The sequence below is a fragment of the Flavobacterium flevense genome (assembly GCF_900142775.1).
GTDB lineage: Bacteria > Bacteroidota > Bacteroidia > Flavobacteriales > Flavobacteriaceae > Flavobacterium > Flavobacterium flevense.
Window position 1 is genome coordinate 36,133 of record NZ_FRCC01000006.1, and the last position, 21,045, is coordinate 57,177.

Below are 21,045 nucleotides of genomic sequence, written 5' to 3' on the forward strand. Positions count from 1 at the left end.
ATGATATAAAAATCCTGTGTTCTAAACCGCTTAGAACACAGGATTTCTTATTTTTACACAAAACTAAATCCAATGAACGCGAGACAAATTCAACTACAGGCTTTTGAAAGATTATTAGATATCATGGACGATTTACGTGAAAAATGTCCTTGGGATAAAAAGCAAACCCTGCAAACCCTGAGGCATCTTACTATCGAAGAAACCTATGAACTGGGTGATGCCATTTTAGATAATGATTTGAATGAAGTCAAAAAAGAATTGGGCGATTTGTTATTGCATATTGTTTTTTATGCTAAAATAGGCAGCGAAACCGATGCTTTTGATATTGCCGATGTGTGCAACGAAATTTGTGAAAAACTCATTCACCGTCATCCGCACATTTATAGTGATACGGTGGTAAAAGACGAAGAAGAGGTTAAGCAAAACTGGGAAAAACTCAAACTCAAAGAAGGAAAAAAATCTGTTTTAGAAGGCGTTCCTAAAAGTTTGCCTGCATTAGTCAAAGCCAGCAGAATTCAGGATAAGGTAAAAGGAGTGGGATTTGACTGGGAAGAATCACATCAGGTTTGGGACAAGGTACAGGAAGAATTAGAAGAACTGCAAGTGGAGGTAAAAGCAGGAAATCAGGATAAAATAGAAGCCGAATTTGGCGATGTCTTGTTTTCCATGATTAATTATGCCCGTTTCCTGAATGTGAATCCAGAAGACGCTTTGGAACGAACTAATAAAAAATTTATTAAACGTTTCCAATATCTGGAAAGCAAAGCAGGCGAATTAGGAAAATCCCTAATGGATATGACACTTGCGGAGATGGATATTTTTTGGGAAGAAGCGAAGAAGATTTAAGAAGTTGGAAGTTGGAAGTTGGAAGTTAGAAGTTAGAAGTTAGAAGTTGGAAGTTGGAAGTTAGAAGTTAGAAGTTGGAAGTTAGAAGTTGGATTTCCATTGGGGTTTATTAAATTTAACTCAAGTTTTTTCATACAATATTTGTTAATTATTGTGCAAAAAGGTTTCTGCATTTCGATGAAAACATAATTTTGTCAAAACGAAATAATTTAGGGAATAGACAGTAAAGAATAATGGAATTTTTTGATAAAAAAAATTAAAGCATTCCTAATTATTAATTTACTAAAACAGCTGTTTATTCCGGGATTTATATCTTATTTAATGCGGTATTTCGATATGTTAAATATTACCATCATTTTAATTTTCAATTGCATTACTGTATCGTTTTTTACTATTTTTAGTTTTCAAAATTCAATTTTTTAAGCTAATCGGATACAAACTGTATGTTTTTTAAAAGTTTGTATATTCAAACTCCTTTTAATCCATGAAGAAATTCAGTTGCCTTGTTTTCGTTTTTATTATCATTCCTTTTTTTGCTTTCAGCCAAATTAAAAACAGAGCTTTTTTACCTAAATACGATGCATTATTACATACCGCATTAGAGAAATCGGGTGAGAGGAAAGACTCTTTGCAGTATTTTTTAAATACAGTGCCGATGCATCAGTATGAAGCCGCTTCTTTTTTAATCGCCTACATGCCTGAACGTGATTTAAAATCCTTATCAATACCCTATATTCAAGATCAGCTTGATGGTGCTTATAAAGTAAGGAAAGAATTTTCATGGTGTGCTAAATTGCCTGATTCCATTTTTTTTAATGAAGTATTGCCTTATTATTGTTTTGACGAAGACAGGGACAATTGGAGAAATGACTTTTATTTAAAATTTGCACCACTTGTCAAAGATTCTAAAGATGTTCGACAGGCAATTAAAGCTGTGAATGCTAACATCAGAAACATTTTATCAGTGGATTATAATACCAATCGCAGTATTGTAAATATTAGTCCGTTTCAATCTATGAAGGAAAAAATGGCTACCTGTACAGGACTTTCATTTTTATTGGTAGATGCTTTCCGGTCTGTTGGGATTCCTGCCCGAATGGCGGGTACTCCTATGTGGACCAATATGAAAGGAAATCACAGCTGGGTAGAAGTATGGGTTGATGGCGAATGGTATTTTACCGAATATTATCCCGAGGATTTAAATAAAAGCTGGTTTATCGCCGATGCTGGCAGAGCCGATATATCCAATCCAAGGCACTGGATTTATGCGTCTTCTTATAAGCCGAAAGAAACCTATTTTCAATTAGAATGGGATACTCTTTCTAAAGCTGTTCATGCCGAAAATGTGACTAAAAGGTATATTGAAGTTTATGAAAAACAGCAACTTTTAGAAAATTTAAAACCGGATGAAATATGGATTAGTCTGCAACTTTATAAATCAGATAAAGATTTACAAAGAGTATCAGAGAAAATTGCCCTGGTAAAAGAAGGAAAAGAATTGGATTTTGGATATTCTCCTTCACCAATAGACGATTTAAATAAGTTTTTAAAGTTCAAAGTAGCTAAAAACAATTCCTATCAATTGGTTTATTCAGACACTGAAGGCAAAGAAAAACACATCGATATTACTGTAAAAGATAAGGAAGAATTATTTAAATTGTATAAAGATTAATATCCGGTAAATTTCGGTTTTGACATACAAAAAGAGGCTGTCTGAAATTTTTCTGACAGCCTCTTTAGCTTTAAATTACTCAGATTGTACAGTCATAAATTCACCTGATAATCTGATTTCAATAATGATAAATTAACCTTTTTTACTCCATGGACCATAGTTTTTGTATGCCGGTCCAGTTAATTTTTGTCTTTCAGAACCACCTATTTTTACTTCAACCAAGTCTTCTTTTGGAGTGTTTTTCCACTGTTGTTGGTTTTTGTATGCCGGTCCCTGAAGAGCTTCTTTATTGCTTTCTGAATATATTTTAGTTGGCACTGTTTTATGCATCCAGTGTTTATAATTTTTATAAGCCGGACCTTTTAAATCACTTTGTTTCACATTATTTCCCTCTTGCGCAAATGCACCAAAAGAAATTAATAAAACTCCTAAAATTAATGCTATCTTTTTCATGACTGTTACTTTTATGTTTTTTTCAAAGTTACAATCAGTAATAAGTTTTCAGGATTATGTGAATCTACCCAATTTGCATCCGTATTTATACGGATATTGGTGTTTTTATATATTATGACTATCCGTTTCTTATACCAATCATTGAGAATGGCACACAGATGAAACGGATTTTAACAGATTATCGCAGATTGTGATTTACAAAGAGCCATAAAAATCCGTTTTTATCTGTTCAATCAGTGTTATCTGTGGCCTATTTTTTATTTAGTCCGCTAAGCGGACAGTCATATTATATTAAATTCATTTTTGCGGCTTTTTTAATGAGTTCAGCCGTGTTTTTTACTTCTAATTTTTTTAAAATATTGGCACGATGGGTTTCTATGGTACGCGAACTCACAAATAGTTTTTCGGCAATTTCTTTAGTGGTTAAGCCTTTAGCAATTAATCCTAAAACTTCGTTTTCTTTATTCGATAAAACATTTTCACTGATGCTTTGTGTCGACATAAAGTTGATCATCTTTTCAGAAATTTCGGCACTGAAATATTTTTTTCCTTTATTAACGCTTCTTATGGCAAGGATTAATTCAGCTTCATCAGTGTTTTTTAACAGGTAACCGTAAGCACCCATTTTAGCGCATTTAGCAATATAATTACCATCATTGTGCATCGAAATCACAATGGGTTTTATAGTAGAATTCAAGTTTTTTAATTCTTTTAAAACCTGAAAACCATCCATATTGGGCATCGTAATGTCCAGCAGTACAATATCTGCCTCAAATTGCGTATTGATAAGTTCCATAAATTCTAAGCCATCAGCAACACTCTTGACTATTTTTATTTCGTCATGCTTTCTTAACAGCTCTGCAAGTCCGTTTCTAAAAAGCTCATGATCATCAGCTATTATTAATTTGATTTCGTTCATTTGGTGCTATTTATTGTTTTTTACCGGTCAAATGTAATTTGCCTGTTTTCTTTGGTTTTGCGATCCATTTATGTTGATGCTAATTTCATAATTCTATGGGTAATTCGATTTCAAAACTCGTGTTTCCGGGCGTTGAATGGATGGTAATGGTACCATTGCAAATTTCTACACGCTCTTTGATGTTAATGATTCCTAAACCTAATTTAACAGTATTGATATCAAACCCAATTCCATCATCAAAATAAAACAGAGAAATAAACTCATCAAATTCTGAAAGTGTAATCCGGATATTTTTTGCGTCAGCATGTTTTAAGGAATTATTAATTAGTTCCTGGCTTATTCTAAAAAGATTTATCGCCTGATGGTTTGTAATATTTGAATTTTCCTGTTGGGTTAAATCTTCATATTCAATAGTTACAGTGGTTGATTTTTTCAGACTTTCGATAAAGTTGGTTAACGTAACTCCTATTCCAAAATCATCTATCGAAGCAGGCATCAGGGCATTTGACATCAATCTGATTTCCGAAATGGTATCATCCACTATTTTTTTCATTTCTGCTTTCTTGTCTTCATTTTTAACCCGGTTTTCAATGTAGTGCTTCAAAGAGGTTAAGTACGGACCTATACCATCATGGAGTTCCCGCGAAAGTCGGCGTCTTTCATTTTCCATTCCGTTTACTAACATCCGTTTAGAGACTATTCGGGTATTTTCTTCATTATTTCTAAATTCTATCAACTTATCCCGCATCGCTAAAAGACTTATCCCCAGCAAATCATTAGAACTTTTAGGTTTAAAATCGCTGTGCAAATTCATTTTACCTATATCATCCGAGAATTTAACAGCGCCTTGCAAGGAAGCTTTTAAATTGGCCAAAGCATCAAACATTTCCTTTATCTCCTTCGAATTTTTTATAAATTCATTGGTTTGATTATAATCTCCTTCGGCCATAATCCGAAGACTTTTTTGCATATTCTTAATTGGATTGGTAATAATTCGGGTCAGAAAAAGAGAAAGCATTACAGCCAGTAAAAAAATAGCAAGCGTTAAACCCGCAAGTCTTTGTTTTAATTCTTGTAAGGGAATCGTAACTTCGTCAACATCTATTTCTGACAGAATAACCATTTTTAGCTTTCCCACCTCTATCAAACTGTACACACTATACACCTCAATCCCTCTGTAATCCTCAAAAACCCCTCTGCCATTTATCCCTTTAAAAGCATTGGTAACACCCTTTGTCTTAACAGATATGGTGTAAGGAATTTTATTGGGATAAAAACGGGATTGAGAACGCATTCGAAAATCCTGACCTACCAGATAGGATTCGCCACTGTCACCCATTCCGGTACGTTCCAGTAGTATTTTTTTTATTTTGTCATAATCTAGAACTTTAATCTTTGTTCCTTTTTTCGAATGGGAGATAAAACCTATTGTTGTTTTTTTAGCAACATGATAAGCTGTAAAATCGTGAATTCCGTTACTGTTTTTAATACTATCCGGAAGCTTTAACAAAGTAGTGTCAATGCTTTGATTGTATAATCCCGAAGCTTCAAATCGCTCCCATTCTGATTTTAAAACATGCTCAATCTGGTTTTGCTTGAGTGTTTTAATAGAATTTAATTGCAGTAAAATACGATCGTTCAAAACGTTTGAAAACTGTTTGTAGGATGAAAAAGACAATAGCGCGATAACTAATGCAATTAGACTATTAATTATAATCAGTATTAATGTTTTGATGTTCATTAAATCTATTTTGATAAATTGGGTTTAGCAGGATGAATTCAAGTCATAAAGGTAACATTAAATTCTCAAAATGACGGGGAGATGTTTCGAAGTTAGAAGTTAGAAGTTAGAAGTAGGAAGTTAGAAGTTAGAAGTCAGAAGTCAGAAGTTGGAAGTTAGAAGTTGGAAGTTAGAAGTAGGGAGTCAGAAGTAGAGAGTCAGAAGTAGAGTTAGCAAATAAAATCTTCAACAAGACTTACACAGTTAGTGAGACACTACCAAAAAGGCTCCGATTATAAACCGAAGCCTTAACTTTTTAACTTACACACTTTTTGGGATAGTGTCTAATGCTTACGAAGGAAGCATCTAATCAAGTAACTCTATAAAGTATTGGATTTACTCTTCAGTTAGGAAATCAGAAATTTGTTTGTGTATATCAGGAATTTTATTTTTCACAACATCCCAAACAATTGTGTAATTAACACCCATATAATCATGAATCAGTCTGTCTCTCATTCCTGCCATATTTTTCCATTGAATAGTATTCTTTTTCAATTTAAAATCTGAAGGAATGTTCTTTGTCGCTTCTCCAATAACTTCCAAACTTCTTACAACAGCTCGCTTTAAAGTTTCATCTTCTAAGAATTCATCAAATAACAAATTACCACTAACAGAAATAATGTATGAACATTCGTCTTGAATATGTTTAAGATATTCTTTTGGATCTTTAGACATATTGCACTTCGTTTAGAATTTTTGGACCAATATAGGGACTCAATCCATTTTTAGTTACGACTTCGATTTTTTCGTTTTTGAAAAGTTTTTCAAACAAATCATAAACAGCCATATAATTATCGAAATTTTCTTTTTCAGGTTCAAAATCAATCAATAAATCAATATCACTTTCACTTGATTGTTCATTACGTAGATAGGAACCAAATAAGCCAACATTTCGAATACCAAGTTTCGAAAGCTTAAGCTTATTCGATTTTAGTATTTTTAATATGTTGTCTTTTGTTGTCATTGTAAACTTTTTTCAAATATACAAAACTTTGTCTTTTCAAAATCAGGTGTTCAAAATCAGTATTAATGTTTTGATATTCATTAAAAGTGGATTTGGCAGGATGAATTTAATTCGTAAAGGTAATACTGAATTATCTAAATGACGAGAACTTTAAAATTGGAAGTAGGAAGTAGAGTTGAGACTTAGCAAATAAAATCTTCAACAAGACTTACACACAAAGTTGTAATGCTGACGAAGGAAGCATCTCATCAAGTAACTCTATAAAGTATTTGATTGCTTTCTGTGTGTACGGAAAACATTTGATCCGGATGACAGCGAACAGCACCAGATTTTTATTAAGGTAATTTGGAATTTATTACCTTAATCAGATTTACTTGCAGTTTGTATTTTGGATATTTCGTTTTCTAATCTATCGAAATTTTCTTCATTTTTTGGTTCTGCAAACTTTTTGATTTTTTGACATTCTTCGGTAGTATCGAAAGTCATTAAAAATGAAATTTCACTTCTTGAATCACTAAGTTTTCTGAATTTAATTTCCATGTCAAATAGGGGTTGTGTCTCTCTTGTCCAGCTAATCAATGCTAAAGGTTCTACAATTTTAAAAACAGAAGCGTTTTCATAATTACCTTTTTCAGGTCCATGCATCGTAAGAATCCATTTTCCACCGGCTTTTAAATCAAATTCGTGAATTGTATTTGTAAAGCCATTAGGTCCCCACCAATTTTTTAGATGGAGCGGATTTGCGAAAGCCTCATAAACAATTTCTAATGGATAGTTTAAAATTCGGGAGCTGAAAATTTCACGGTCTGAATTAGGAGTCATATTCATATTTTTCAATTTTTAGATGGTTAAAGTCTTTATAGTAAATGTTTTACTTATTCTACCTTCTGTTTTCTAAATTTTAAAATCTGGCAATCTTATCTTTCCAACCCTCATAACCCTTTGTTGGTAAATCATTATTTGGGTTAGCTAGTACTTGTTCAGTTTGTTTTTTATTAATTGCCGAAAGTTGTTCAATACTTTCATACACACCGCTTTTTAATCCGGATAAATAGGCAGCTCCTAAGGCAGAAACATCAGGATTTCGTTGTTTGTTGAGCGGAATCTCTAACAAATCTGCCAGGAAGTGAATCACAAATGGGTTTTGAGTCATTCCGCCATTTACCGAAATGGATTTTAATGCGGCTTGCATGTCTTTTTCCATCGCTTGCACCACATCTTTTATTTGGTACGGAATACTTTCTAAAGCAGCTCTGACAATATGATTTTTAGTAGTGCCAAAAGTCATTCCTTCAATCGATGCTTTTCGGCTCATTTGCCAGTGTGGCGCACCCAGTCCGCTAAAAGCCGGAATCAGGTAAACGCCCGCATTATCAGTAATTGCGGTTGCCATCGCGGCAGTTTCGGCAGGAGCTGAGAACAATTGCAATTCGTTTTTCAACCATTCGATAGTAGAACCACAGGAAACAATGGCGCCTTCGAGTGCATAGTCCACGCGATTTTCAGTACTCCAGCAAATGGTAGTCAACATCCCGGAATCAGATAAAACGGCTTTATCGCCTATATTCATCATTATCGAACTTCCGGTTCCCAGAGTGACTTTGGCAGTACCTTTTTCGAAACAGCCTTCTCCAAAAGTAGCCGCATGCGAATCACCAATGAGTGAAGTCATGGGTATCGAAAAGGAGGTTTCCAAATTTAAAATTTCGCCCCATTTGATTATTCCAAAGTCATGCGAAGAAGGGCAGGGCTGTGGCAGGTTTAAGTTAGAAAGCTTCCATTTTTCCAGAATTTCGGTATCCCATTGTAAGCTATGAATATTAAAAAGCAAGGTTCTGCAGGCATTCGTATAATCGGTTTTGAAATGAGCGCCATTCGTCAGTTTGTACAAAATCCAGCAATCAACAGTTCCAAAGTATACTTCGCCGTTTACCACTTTTTCTTTTAATTCAGAATCATTTTCCAATAACCAAAGCAATTTGGTACCCGAAAAATAAGGGTCTAACAGCAAACCTGTTTTTTGTTTGATGCCTTCATTTTGCCCTTTTTCAATCAAATCAGTACAAATTGCGATGGAGCGTTTACAAGCCCAAACCACCGCCGGAGCCAGTGCATTTCCATCCTTGTCCCAAAGCACAAAAGTTTCTCTCTGATTACTGATTCCGCAGGAAACAATGTCAGCAATGTGTAAGCCTTTTTGTGTAAAATCGTTCAGACATTCGGTTACCGAATCCAATACATTCTGATAGATGTCTTCCGGATTTTGTTCCACAAAACCATTATCAAAATAACTGGTTTTTAAGTCCACACTACCTTTGGCGACAGCCTGCCCTGACTCGTCAAAAAGGATGGTTTTAGTACTGCTGGTACCTTGGTCTATAGCGAGAATATATTTTTTCATTTATTTAATTATAAATCAAATTGTTATTGCTTACGATAATCAACGGTCCTTAGCTTCCGGAGTCGAGTGTCAAATGTTTGAAGGATGCGTAAAAAGAAAAGCTGTTTGAGCGTAGCGAGTTCTTTTCTTTTAGCATTCGAAAACTAATTTGACCGATGAGGAAGTGTAAGACTTGATTTTTTTGTTTCTTTTTTGATCAAGCAAAAAAGAAAATGGGTAAATCTAATTTCCACTTTTAGTAAAAACATTATTAGTAACTTTTTAAATACTGTTTTAAAGCACTTCGACAAGCTTACACTGACATGAATTTACCTTAAACAAAAATATTTATAAACTTTTCACCATTAAGAAGTTAAGGAGCATTAAGAAGTCTGTTTAAAATTCATTAAAAAAAGAAATTTTCTTTTTCCCCTCCCTAAAGGGTGGAAAATTTCTTGAAAATTCATTAAAATTACACCCTTTAGGGGCAGGGGAATTAATTTTAATGAATTTTAAACAGGCACTAAGTCTTAACTATCTCAATTTCTTAATGGTAAATAAATTAATGTCTTTACTTATTTTTCTGGTTCATTTTATCAATAATCACGGCTAATAAAATAACAATCCCTTTTACTACTTGTTGCCAGAAAGGCGATACATCAAGCAATACCAATCCGTTATTTAAAACCCCGATGATGATAGCACCAATAACAGTTCCGGTTACCGTTCCCACACCGCCAGATAGCGAAGTTCCTCCAATCACTACGGCTGCAATAGAATCCAGTTCGTAACTCATACCGGCATTGGGTTGTGCTGAGTTCAGTCTCGAAGTAACTAAAATTCCGCCTACAGCAGCCATCATTCCCGCTATACCGTAAACGGCAAGCTTGATTTTGTTAATGCTGATTCCTGATAAAAAAGCCGCTTTTTCATTGCCTCCAATGGCATAAATGTAACGTCCAAAAGTAGTTTTATTGGTTAGAAAAACCACAATTAATACCATTATTAGCGAAATCCACACCGGAACGGGAATGCCTAAAATCCAGCCCGAACCTATAAATTCAAATTTAGGACCTAAGTTTGAAATAGGAATTCCTTCGGTATAAAGCATGGTCAAACCGCGGGCAATTGTCAGCATGGCCAGTGTTGCCACAAAGGGCGGAATGGCAAATTTAGTAATGACCCAGCCGTTGAACAATCCCAGCGCCATCCCAATGAGCATGGCAGTTAAAATAGCGCCCAATACAGTGAATCCCACGAATAAATCGAGCGATTCAAATACGAGTCCGTTTTTCAATACTCCGGCACAAACGGCAGCCGAAAGTCCTAAAACAGAACCCACAGAAAGATCGATTCCCGCCATCAAAACCACTAAGGTCATGCCGACAGAAATACAAACATTTACAGAGATTTGTCTTAATACATTCCAGAGATTCGTGCTGGTCATGAACTTATCAGACAGCAGACTAATAAATAAACACAACAGAAATAAGGCAATTAATGATTGCGATTTTTTAACAAGTGGGTGGTTTAAGGTGATGTTCATAATTATTCAGGTAAGGCTGATTTTAATAATTTGTCTTCGTTGGCTTCTGCGGCTAAATAGGAGGCTTTTATTTTTCCTTCGGCCATCACTAAAATCCGATCCGAAAGTGCTAGTATTTCGGGAATTTCAGAGGAAACTAATAGAATACTCATTTGGTTGGCTGCGAGTATTTTGATGAGGTTGTAAATTTCGTTTTTAGCATTAATATCAATTCCGCGGGTAGGCTCATCCATCATTAAAATCTGTGGATTGGTTGCGAGCCATTTGGCTAAAACTACTTTTTGTTGGTTTCCGCCACTCAGGTTTTGGCACAATTGTGTTTCTGATGGTGTTTTAATGCTTAGCTTTTCAATATAATCTCTGGCCGAGGCTTTTTCTTTAGTATTGTTCAAAAGTCCCATAGAAGCAAGCTGCGTCAGGCTGATATTGGATGAAATATCCATGCCTAAAACTAATCCTTCGGTTTTTCGGTCTTCGGTAACAAAAGCCAATCCGTTTTCAATGGCATTTTTAGGTTGTTTATGAATCGCTTTTACTCCGTTAATCTCAATAGTACTTTCGCTATTGTTGTGGTGCATGCCAAAAATAGTTTCTAAAAGCTCTGTTCTTCCGGCTCCCATTAATCCAAAAATCCCCAAAATTTCTCCTTTTTTTAATTCGAAAGAAATGTCCTGAAGTATTTTTCTGTTTTTGACAACCGGATTATTAAGGTTTAAATCCTGAACTTTTAAAACGGTACTATGAAATTGCGTTGAAGTATTTTTTTTCTCAATAAGTACTTCACGTCCCACCATTTTACGGATTAAATCCTGCTCGGTAGTCGCTTTCATTTCGCCGGCATCAATGGTATTTCCGTCTCTTAAAACCGTATAATGTTCCGCAATTCGAAACAATTCATCCATTTTATGCGAAATGTAAACAATGGTTTTTCCTTCTGATTTTAATTGCTCAATAATACGATGCAGGTTTTCAATTTCCTTATCGCTCAAAGCTGATGTGGGTTCGTCCATCAGAATAATATCGGCATTCGATAATAAAGCTTTGGCAATTTCGACCAATTGCTGTTCGCCCACTTTTAGTTTTTGAACTAAGGTTCTAGGGGAAACATTCAATTGGATTTTTTCGAAAATTGTTTTGGCTTCCGCCTCCATTTTGGCAGTATCCAAAAGTCCGAAAGCATTTAAAATTTCTCTTCCTAAAAATAAATTTTCGGTTACACTAAGTTCCGGAATTAAATTCAGTTCCTGATGAATAATAGCAATTCCAGCGTTCTGAGCTTCTTTGATGTTCGAAAACCGAACCGTTTCTCCGTACAATTTTATTTCACCGTCATATTCGGTATAAGCACCTGTCAAAATTTTTAGCAAGGTCGATTTACCCGCACCATTTTCTCCCAATATCGCATTTACTTTTGCAGGATAAAATTTAAAATTTACCTGATTCAGTACTTTTACGCCTGGGAATTCTTTTGATATTTTAACTGCTTCTAACAATTTATTGAAGTTTAATTTGGGAAGGAATCACGGTTATTTTCTCTCGTAAATTTTGCTTTTTGCTAAGTTTGATGGCTCCGCTAAAGCTAATGCTGTCGCCAAGTTTAACTTTGCTGATTTCTTTTGGAATAACATCATTTCGGATAATATCATTCAGCGATTCAGAAACCTTATTGAATTGTGCATTGGTCTTAAAATCGGTCAGTTTTACCAATCCCGAAGCATCCCGAATTGCATTCCCAAAAATGTATTTGGTATCAATGTAAACGATACCATTTTTTTCGTCGGCAATGGTGTAAAGTCCGTCTGTGATATCAATAATTTTTCCGGTACTCTGAATCATAAAATAAGCCGAATTTCCTATTCCAAGACGGTTTCCATACTTTTCAAAAGTAGTTTCCGGATTGGATTGCATCAAAGAGGTCAAATCGCCTAACGTGATTTTTTTACTTTTCAGAATGCCTTTGTAATAGATCGAATCAGCATAAGCCTTGAAATCAAAATTTTCTTTGGTAGCGGCTTTAACCACACTCAGTTTTTTAAAATAAACCGAATTATATCCTAAAGTCAGCACGATCAGCAATCCTAAAATATACGCATATCTTTTTTTCATATTAATAGTCTTTTATGTTTGCTGCGTTTACTAATTCTACTTCAACAGGTACTCTTTGAGGGAAATCACGTCGACCTTTAAAATATTCATCGGCATATTTAGCGGCTGTTTCTGCCATAATCAATGGAAATTGCATTCCGGTTGCGACAATTTTCTTCTCCCGAATTTTTTCGATTACATCGCCCGCTCCGTCAAAACCAAATATTTTAACCTTATACGCTTTTCCCGCCGATTGTAAAGCCTGAAAAGCACCCATAGCCATGGCATCGTTGCCACAAAAAACAGCATCGATATCAGGATTTGCCTGCATAATGGTTTCCAGCACTTCCATCGCTTTGTTTCTGTCGAAATTGCCACTTTGCTGTGCCACCATTTTTAAATTAGGAAATTTATCAACCACCGAATGAAACCCGCCCGAGCGTGCCCAGGTATTGTTATCGCCCACTAAACCTAAAATTTCTACATAATTCCCTTTCTCTTTCAGTTCTTTTACAAATTCGATTCCTATAGATACACAACCGGAATAATTGTCTGAAAGAATCTGGCTCGTAGCCGCATCATCGGCATTGATTTCTCTGTCCATGCAAAATACCGGAATCCCAGCTGTTTTGGCTTTTAAAACATTCGAAATTGAACCATCAGAATCGGTTGGATTTAACAAAATAGCATCGTAACCGGAAGAAATCAGGTTTTCAAAATTGTCTGATTCTACCGCAGGGTTGTTTTGCGAATCGAATATTTTAGCTTCATAGCCCAATTTTTCAGCATTTTTAGCCGCTGATTCGGCGAGCATCACAAACCACGGATTGTTTAAGGTAGAAACCACAACCGCAATTTTCGGTTTTTCGGACTTGTCTTTTGAAGAACATCCAAAAACAAAAATTACAGTCAACAGGAGCAAAGCAAGTGATCTTATTTTCATAGTTGGAATAGGTTTAAAGCAGTATTTTTCAATCCTTCGCCAGAAATACCATAATGATTAAAAATTTCAATTTGGGAACCGGAAACCGTATGATCATCCGGTAAGCCTACAATTTGGAATTTGTTAGTACAACCTTTTTGGAACAATAAAGAAGCCACAGCTTCACCTAATCCGCCATTAACGGAATGTTCTTCGACAGTAATTATTGGTTTTCCGGTAGCAGCAGCGGCCAATAATAATTCGGTATCCAAAGGTTTTATAGTATGTAAACTGATTATTTTACAGGAGATTTGCTGTTCTTGTTCCAATAATTTTGCAGCTTCAACACAAGGCAAAACGGCTTCTCCGGTAGCAATAAATATCAAATCACTTCCTTCCTGAATTATGCGTCCTTTTCCAATTTTAAAATCTGAAGGATCAGGGTTTTGTTGCAAATTTTCAGGCATTCCTTTTTTTCCAAAACGAATGTAAACCGGACTTGTCATTTGTGCAGCTGCTTTAATGGCTTCGGCAGTTTCAAAATTATCGGCAGGAGCCAGAATACTGATGTTGTTGATAGCTCTCAGCACCGCATAATCATGCAAACTGTGGTGCGTAGTTCCTAAAGCGCCATAACTGACACCCGCACTAATCCCGATTAATTTCACTGAATTGTCAGAATAAGCTACGTCATTTTTTATTTGTTCCAAGGCTCTGGCGGTTAAAAAACAGGCAGGAGAAACCGCAAATGCTTTCTTGCCCATACTGGCTAATCCTGCGGCAACGCCTACTAAGTTTTGCTCGGCAATACCCACTTCAACAATTTGCTCCGGATATTTTTGCCCAAAAGGTACTAGTTTTCCTGAGCCACGAGAATCACTCGTAACCACCATAATATCTTTGTCTGTTGCGGCTAAATTTTGAAGTACTTCTGAAAAAACTTCCAAATTTGCTGCAGCTGCTGTTTTAGTTTCTTCCATTATTTTAAGACAGTTTCTAGTTCTTGTAATTGCAGGTCTAATTCTTCCATGGCTAAGTCATATTGCTCTTTTGAAGGAACGCCATGATGCCATTTTAATACATTTTCCATGTAGCTGATTCCTTTTCCTTTAGTAGTATGTGCAATGATAAATGTTGGTTTTCCTTCGACTAATGGCAAACTGTTAAAGGTTTTTGAAAGCTCTTCCAGATTGTGTCCGTCAACATGTTTTACAGCCCAGCCAAAAGCTTCAATTTTTTGATCAATTGGCTCTAAGCCCATCACATCAGCATTAGGAGCGGTAATTTGTAATTTGTTATAATCTAAAATAGCACACAAATTGTCCAGTTTATAATGAGCAGCAAACATCATTGCTTCCCAGTTAGAACCTTCGGCCATTTCTCCATCGCCCAGAACAGTAAATACTTTTACAGCCGAATTATCTTTTTTAGCCGCTAATGCCGCTCCGGACGAAATAGGCAAACCATGTCCGAGTCCGCCTGTATTTTGTTCAATCCCGGGAATGGATTTGGTAGGATGTCCTATGTAAGGAGAATTGTATTGGCACATAGTCAGCAAATCTTCTTCAGGGAAAAAGCCTTTGTCGGCTAAAACAACATATAATGCTTCCACACTATGTCCTTTACTCTGAATGAAGCGGTCTCTGTCGTTAGAATCAAAATTCTCAGGCGAAACGTTCATTACATCATTATACAGCACATTCAGAATGTCTAAAATAGACAAACTCCCTCCCGTATGTCCTGCCTTAGCATGATAGATGTATTGGAGAACCTTCTTTCTGTTTTCGATTGATTTACGTTTTAATTCTTCTAGCTGCATTTTCTGTGTTTTTTTTTAGTGTTTGTAAACTTCCCAACCCATATAGTTTCCAAGTGCTTCCTCTAAAATAGCGGCTGTTTTTGAAGCATTCATAACTACGTGGTGTTCGAATCCGTTTTTACAAACGTATTGCATTAATCCTTGTAAGTCAGGTATTTGAGCTACGGCTCTGTTCCCAAAAGTATTTAGTTCGTCATTCGTTAATTCGCCTTCGCCAATGTACACTTTGATAATTCCTTTAGGGTCATCAGTACTGATTCTTCCATAAGTAAGCGGCATGGCTGGCGTTCTTCCGTCTAAGGCACCATAAGTGTTTTCAACTCCTACAGTGGTTCCTAAAATAGGAGCCGTGCTTAATGAAATATCCGGCAGAAAGGATTTGGCCCAGTTACCACAGTGGAATAAAACACATTTTTCAGGATCATCGGCATAGTTGTTATTCCAATCTACCAAAGCACTTGGAGAACCCGAAGCCAATTGCATCGCATACATACTCAAAGTTCCGGTAACATCCACCTCACAGGCACTTGGCAGCATGTTTTCGCTCATGATACTCATGCTCGTACATACGTTGCAACCATAATTTTGCTGTAAGGAAGTCCAGCATTGAATGGCTGTGGCGTCAAGTGCATATTCTTCCATAAATTCTTTTAAAACCACATCTAATTTGGCAATTTGCAACATCGCTTCGTTAGGCGTTTTTCCTTGTGCTACATAAGCGTTAATGGATTCTAAATGTTTCTTTACCGATTCATCCTCGGCAGTTAATTTATTGGCTTTGCCTAAAATTTCAGATAAATCTACCGTAGTAACCGTAATACCATTTCGTTGTAATATTTTTTCAGAATAACGTACCGTATTAAACGCACCTGGTCTTGCACCGATAGCACCAATTCGTACATTACGCATTCCTTTTACCACTCGGCAAACAGCGGTAAAATCTAGTAAATCTTTTTGAAAAATGGGATCAGAAGGACTCATTACATGCTGACATGTCAACGAATATTTGATTCCGTATTGGTACAAATTATTGCAAACAGAAATTTTTCCACACCAGGAATCGCGTCTGTTTACCACGTTCATTTTAGTTAACTCATCCGGATAAGCCTGAATTAAAACAGGAACATTGAGATTGGCTAATTTTAAAGTATCGGCAACTCCTTTTTCATCACCAAAATTAGGTAGTAACACCAGTACTCCCATAATTTCATCCTGATGTTTTTTGAATAAATCGGCACATTTTTGCGCTTCTTTATACGTTTCTACACCGCCCAGTTTTGTAGCTGTACTGTCTAATAAAATAGGTTTGATGTTTAGTTTTCCAAAAACTTCAATGATTTCGGTTCTTGCTTTTTCTACTAAACTGTCCGGAAAAAAATCTCTGTTCCCTATGATTACTCCTAATGTTGATGTTGTCATTTTTTTATTGCTTTGGTTTTTTGTCTTTTTTTTGTCTTTTTATTTATGATCAGGATACGATTACTTCTATTTCATTATCCCTGAATACCTGCTTGTGTTTTTCTTCAATTTCATCATCGGTTATGATGTAATCAATTAAGGATAAGGCGCCTAAACTGGCTAAAGCACTTTTGCCCATTTTAGTGCTGTCAGCAACCAGATAAGTGACTTCTGCTGCTTCAATCATCGCTTTTTTTACAACTAAATCGCTAATGCTAGGGTAGGTAAGTCCTGATTTTAAAGAGATTCCGGCTGTAGCCAAAAATAATTTTTGCACATTAAGGCCTTTGAAAAAATCAGCGGCTTTTTGACCGGTTAGTGACAATGTAGGCGGTTTGAATTCGCCTCCTGTCATAATTACCTCAATATCAGGATCAGTTCCTAATAACAATGCAATGTTTAAGGCATTGGTAATTACAGTAAGTTGTTTAAAGCCTTTTAGTTTTTTGGCTATTTCGGTAGTGGTAGAACCGGAGTCCAGAATAATGGTATCTCCGTTTTCAATAAATTCTAAACATTTTTGGGCTATTGCCGATTTTTTTTCCAGGTTTTCCTGGCGTTGTAACGAAAAGCTTCGTACCTGATCTTCAACATTTTTAATACTTGCTCCGCCGTGTTCTTTTAAAATTAGCCCCTCACTTTCTAATTTCTCAAGATCCTGACGTACCGTTACTTCGGTAACTTTAAATAAGCGGGCGAGATCGATTACTTTGGCAAATCCGTCTTCTTTTAACAGATCTAATATTTTCTCCCTTCGTTGATTTGGCAACATGTTTTTTTTCTTTAGTGTTAGTGTAAAAACAAATATAAAAGAAAATAAACGAAAGAAAAAGAAAATAAACGTTAATTTTTAATCAGGAGAAGCTAAATCTAGGAAGGAATTCGGTTATTTGGGAAAAGAAATGTCTTTTATTGCAAATATGGTTATTCGATAAAAGAGAACAGTTCGCTCCTACGAACCTAAAAAAGGGAAAACATTTATTGCTACAAACAGAAAGTCCCGATGGGACTAAAAAATGCTCCGTTAGGAGCAAACTGTTTGTAGAATATGATTGGCATTATGAAAGTAAGCTCCTTAGGAGCGAGCTGTTTATAAGTCAAGATAATTAGATGAATTAATTATAGCAACTGGTTAACAGTTGTTATTATTTATTTAAATCATTTTTTTATTGGGTGGTGGAGGTGGAGTCCCGATGGGCAATGTCTTAAGTTAAGAAAAAGCCCTTTTGTTTTGTCATTCCGACGAAGGAGGAATCTCACTAGTTGATCTGCGTTATGTGATTTCTCCTTCGTCGAAATGACACAAAATACTTTTAACTTAATGACATTGAACGAGCGTCAGTTTGGTTGAAATTCTGCATGATTTTTTGCTTGTAGAAAAAGCAGTAAATTAGATACCGATCTGATTTCTCTCACCAGTGGTGAGATTTTTGGATAACTCTTTCATGTGGAGGGTGTGAAATAGAGGAAGTAAGTCGGTTATTTAGAAAAGAAATGTCTTTTATTGACATATTGTTATTCGAAAAAAGGGAAATGTAGTTTGCTACTGTTAAATTGGTTAAAGTTCTGTCGGGATTTTTTTGTAGAATAACAATTCTGTGCTTGTGTTCAAAATAAAGAAATATAATCACTGATATTCACGTGAAATGTTCTCCACTCGGTAATATCACATCATTCCTTGAGGATCAAAAAACATACTTACTAAAAGCATCGAAATCAGATATATAATCGGAAGAAGACTAATAATTCCCCATATTATTTTAAATGATTTCTTATTGTTCTTGCTGAAAAATATTTCTGTAGAGTTTACTAAACTCCATACAAGTGAAATTCCCCAAGAAAGATAAACAGCAATAACTCCAATAAGGTAGATGTGTCTTAAATTTTCACTAAATCTATAGTTTTGTGTTAAATGAGTGGTAATACCTGCAAAGACTGGTAGTGTACAAATTATTAAGGCAATTTTTTGATGTTTTTTATTTCCAAATTTCATCATAAGCTAGTTAGCTATTCTTTTTGTTCTTTCATCTATATTTCCTCTGCGCCAGAGGAATATCAAACATATTCAAAATGGCTATTGTGCCTAATATCTTTTCGTTGCAATTATTATTCCTGTTGACCAGTTTAATTTTGTTAAGTTGAAATCTTCTCGGTTTTCCAGATATTCGATTAGTTTATTGACATTTTCCTGATGTCCTTCAGGCCAATTTGGTTGTGCCAACATATCATCAATAATATAAAAACCACCAACCTTTATCAATTCCAGAATTTCATCTGTTTCGCTATATTTACCAGGCCAGGCATCTGCAAAAACTAAATCAAATTGTTCTCCTTTGTAGTTTTTAATCCATTCACTTGCATCTGTACAAATAATTTCAACTCTTTGATCTGTTCCAAAATAACTTTTAGCTATTTCAGTTAGTTTAGGATCGTTGTCAATAGTAATTAATGTTGAATCAGCGTCCATTCCGTCAATCATCCAGGAAAGCGACAGACCAATTCCAGTACCAAGTTCTACTATTTTTGATTTTGGTTTAGAGGTAATAAGTGTTTTCAATAATGTTCCAATAAACAAATCAGAAGGCATTGTGAAACCTATTTCTTTTGATTTTGCTTCAATTTCAAAATGAAGTTTAGGTAGGTCTAAGATGTTTGAGTCTTTCATGTTTTTATTTTTAACATAAGGTATAACTTTTGGACAGAGGTTATGCGATGTTCTTTATTTAAAATTTATTGATGTCTACTTCAAGAATGCTATCAGATAAAAATATGTTTTCATCTATTTTTTTATATTTAAGTTTAATGTTGATTTTGTATTTACGGTCACTTCCCAGATAGTCATATCGTTTGATTTTTTCGAATTGATTTTTGTTTATAAAAACATGAATTTCCGAATTATCTTTCTGCTTCAAATATATCGAAGGAGTTCTTATTAGTTTGTATTTTAGTAAATTATAATAAAACTTTGACGATGATTTTAATTCAGAATCATCGAACTTAATCGCTAAACTATCTATTCTTTTAATGAAATTATTAATCTCAATATCATTTGCAGTCTGGAAATCAATAAAGCTCCTGATATTTGGATTTAATGTTCCGCTAATGATCATTTCTTCTTTATTCGAGCATGAATATAAAATCAAGATGAGAGCAATAAATGAGCATACTTTTTTCATAGGTTTTTTTTAGAATGTTGCCTAACTATTTTATATACATATAAACTTGTTTTGAATTTATGCATATAAGTTATAATTGCGCAATACAAAAATAAAAATATTTCTTACAGAGGCAACAAAAGCCGCTTTAAAAGCGGCTGTAATTTGGGATATTATTTTCTGATTTTTTTTATTATTCTATGCTGCGTTCTGTATTCTTACTTCTGAAAGCTAAAAAATCGTTGTTTTTTGTTTTAAACTTGGTAAAACCTTAAACCATCTTTTTCAGTTTAGGAATATCTTTAAGGAGGATTTTTTTGCCTTTGATTTCGATAAGTCCTGATTTATTAAAATCAGATAATAAACGGATACAGCTTTCGGTAGCGGTACCAATTATGCTGGCGAGTTCGTCGCGGGTGAGTTGGATTTTAAGTGTGTCATCTTCATTTTTCCCAAAAGTATCCTGAAGATAAAGCAGGGTTTCGGCAAGGCGTTCTTTAACGGTTTTTTGCGCCATATTCACCATTTGGCTATCGGCATCTTTTAAGTCGCCACAAATGGTACGCATCACATTCATAGAAAACTGATTGTTCTTGTCAAAGAAACCCATGATTTCGCTTTTAGGAACAAAACACACCTGCATGTCTTCGAGGGCTACGGCACTCAGGTTTACAGGTTCGTCGCTTATCATCGAGCGTTGTCCTAAAAGTTCTCCTTTAGTGACTAATTTTACAATATGGTCTTTGCCATTCGGACTCAGTTTAGTGAGTTTGCAAACGCCGTCTTTGATACAAAATATACCATTTACATTTTCTCCTTCTTCAAAAATGACTTCGCCTTTTTTCACCAAACGAGACGTCTTGCACTCGGCAAGTTTCACTAATTCGTCTTTGTTTAGTGCTTTTAAAGAGCTGAATTCTCTAACGATACATTGTTCGCATTTACTCATTTTAGAGGAAGTTTAATTGTCGTTGTAAAATTAATCATTTATATGACATATATCATATTCTGTGTAAGATTCATTCAGGAGCTTTGCATAAGGTAAA

At 35.2% G+C, this 21,045-nt stretch carries 21 protein-coding genes; 2 read left to right on the forward strand and 19 right to left on the reverse strand.

The genetic code is table 11. The annotated features are described in order from the left end of the window. The first annotated feature begins 72 nt into the window (after nt 1-72). Nucleotides 73-846, forward strand: a complete 774-nt coding sequence (mazG, locus tag BUB89_RS11050; protein WP_073245019.1) for a nucleoside triphosphate pyrophosphohydrolase — start codon at nt 73-75, stop codon at nt 844-846. Between the two features lie 484 nt (nt 847-1,330). Then, nucleotides 1,331-2,518 carry a transglutaminase-like domain-containing protein gene (locus BUB89_RS11055; RefSeq protein ID WP_073245021.1) on the forward strand — a complete coding sequence of 396 codons (1,188 nt, stop codon included), beginning with the start codon at nt 1,331-1,333 and terminating at the stop codon, nt 2,516-2,518. A gap of 132 nt (nt 2,519-2,650) precedes the next feature. Here BUB89_RS11055 and BUB89_RS11060 read toward each other — a convergent pair whose 3' ends face one another. From BUB89_RS11060 to BUB89_RS11155, 19 genes are all read right to left on the reverse strand, one after another. Then, the gene (locus tag BUB89_RS11060; RefSeq protein WP_073245023.1) at nt 2,651-2,971 is read right to left on the reverse strand and encodes a hypothetical protein; all 321 of its coding nucleotides are present in this window, start codon (nt 2,969-2,971) and stop codon (nt 2,651-2,653) included. 286 nt (nt 2,972-3,257) lie between these two features. Further along, nucleotides 3,258-3,890 carry a response regulator gene (locus BUB89_RS11065; protein ID WP_073245025.1) on the reverse strand — a complete coding sequence of 211 codons (633 nt, stop codon included), beginning with the start codon at nt 3,888-3,890 and terminating at the stop codon, nt 3,258-3,260. Nucleotides 3,891-3,975: 85 nt separating this feature from the next. Next, nucleotides 3,976-5,631 carry a sensor histidine kinase gene (locus BUB89_RS11070; protein WP_083552707.1) on the reverse strand — a complete coding sequence of 552 codons (1,656 nt, stop codon included), beginning with the start codon at nt 5,629-5,631 and terminating at the stop codon, nt 3,976-3,978. Between the two features lie 375 nt (nt 5,632-6,006). Continuing rightward, nucleotides 6,007-6,345: a HepT-like ribonuclease domain-containing protein gene (locus BUB89_RS11075; RefSeq protein WP_073245029.1), complete on the reverse strand. Its 339-nt coding sequence runs from the start codon at nt 6,343-6,345 to the stop codon at nt 6,007-6,009. Continuing rightward, nucleotides 6,338-6,634, reverse strand: coding sequence for a nucleotidyltransferase family protein (locus BUB89_RS11080; RefSeq protein WP_073245031.1), 297 nt, complete (start codon nt 6,632-6,634; stop codon nt 6,338-6,340). Before BUB89_RS11080 ends, BUB89_RS11075 begins: the two co-directional genes overlap by 8 nt. A gap of 360 nt (nt 6,635-6,994) precedes the next feature. Then, nucleotides 6,995-7,462 (reverse strand): SRPBCC domain-containing protein, encoded by a 468-nt coding sequence (locus BUB89_RS11085; protein WP_073245033.1) that lies wholly within the window; start codon nt 7,460-7,462, stop codon nt 6,995-6,997. 73 nt (nt 7,463-7,535) lie between these two features. After that, the gene (locus tag BUB89_RS11090; RefSeq protein ID WP_073245034.1) at nt 7,536-9,035 is read right to left on the reverse strand and encodes an FGGY family carbohydrate kinase; all 1,500 of its coding nucleotides are present in this window, start codon (nt 9,033-9,035) and stop codon (nt 7,536-7,538) included. 550 nt (nt 9,036-9,585) lie between these two features. Beyond that, entirely contained in the window at nt 9,586-10,560 is a 975-nt protein-coding gene (locus tag BUB89_RS11095) for an ABC transporter permease (RefSeq protein WP_073245035.1), read from the reverse strand. Between the two features lie 2 nt (nt 10,561-10,562). Beyond that, nucleotides 10,563-12,053, reverse strand: coding sequence for a sugar ABC transporter ATP-binding protein (locus tag BUB89_RS11100; RefSeq protein ID WP_073245036.1), 1,491 nt, complete (start codon nt 12,051-12,053; stop codon nt 10,563-10,565). A 1-nt stretch (nt 12,054) separates the two neighbouring features. Then, nucleotides 12,055-12,666, reverse strand: coding sequence for a DUF2291 domain-containing protein (locus tag BUB89_RS11105; protein WP_073245037.1), 612 nt, complete (start codon nt 12,664-12,666; stop codon nt 12,055-12,057). A gap of 1 nt (nt 12,667) precedes the next feature. Next, nucleotides 12,668-13,588: a D-ribose ABC transporter substrate-binding protein gene (locus BUB89_RS11110; protein WP_073245038.1), complete on the reverse strand. Its 921-nt coding sequence runs from the start codon at nt 13,586-13,588 to the stop codon at nt 12,668-12,670. Next, nucleotides 13,585-14,547 carry a transketolase family protein gene (locus BUB89_RS11115; RefSeq protein WP_073245039.1) on the reverse strand — a complete coding sequence of 321 codons (963 nt, stop codon included), beginning with the start codon at nt 14,545-14,547 and terminating at the stop codon, nt 13,585-13,587. Before BUB89_RS11115 ends, BUB89_RS11110 begins: the two co-directional genes overlap by 4 nt. Further along, nucleotides 14,547-15,386 (reverse strand): transketolase, encoded by an 840-nt coding sequence (locus BUB89_RS11120; RefSeq protein ID WP_073245052.1) that lies wholly within the window; start codon nt 15,384-15,386, stop codon nt 14,547-14,549. Before BUB89_RS11120 ends, BUB89_RS11115 begins: the two co-directional genes overlap by 1 nt. 15 nt (nt 15,387-15,401) lie before the next feature. Further along, nucleotides 15,402-16,805, reverse strand: coding sequence for an L-fucose/L-arabinose isomerase family protein (locus BUB89_RS11125; protein ID WP_073245053.1), 1,404 nt, complete (start codon nt 16,803-16,805; stop codon nt 15,402-15,404). Between the two features lie 49 nt (nt 16,806-16,854). Then, nucleotides 16,855-17,616, reverse strand: coding sequence for a DeoR/GlpR family DNA-binding transcription regulator (locus tag BUB89_RS11130; RefSeq protein WP_073245055.1), 762 nt, complete (start codon nt 17,614-17,616; stop codon nt 16,855-16,857). Nucleotides 17,617-18,510: 894 nt separating this feature from the next. Continuing rightward, a complete protein-coding gene (locus BUB89_RS11140) occupies nt 18,511-18,840 on the reverse strand; it encodes a hypothetical protein (RefSeq protein ID WP_073245059.1) in 330 nt (109 codons plus the stop codon). 87 nt (nt 18,841-18,927) lie between these two features. Beyond that, the gene (locus tag BUB89_RS11145) at nt 18,928-19,509 is read right to left on the reverse strand and encodes an O-methyltransferase (RefSeq protein ID WP_073245061.1); all 582 of its coding nucleotides are present in this window, start codon (nt 19,507-19,509) and stop codon (nt 18,928-18,930) included. Nucleotides 19,510-19,567: 58 nt separating this feature from the next. Next, nucleotides 19,568-20,020, reverse strand: a complete 453-nt coding sequence (locus BUB89_RS11150) for a hypothetical protein (RefSeq protein WP_141384603.1) — start codon at nt 20,018-20,020, stop codon at nt 19,568-19,570. Between the two features lie 250 nt (nt 20,021-20,270). After that, a complete protein-coding gene (locus BUB89_RS11155; protein WP_073245065.1) occupies nt 20,271-20,948 on the reverse strand; it encodes a Crp/Fnr family transcriptional regulator in 678 nt (225 codons plus the stop codon). Nucleotides 20,949-21,045 lie beyond the last annotated feature (97 nt).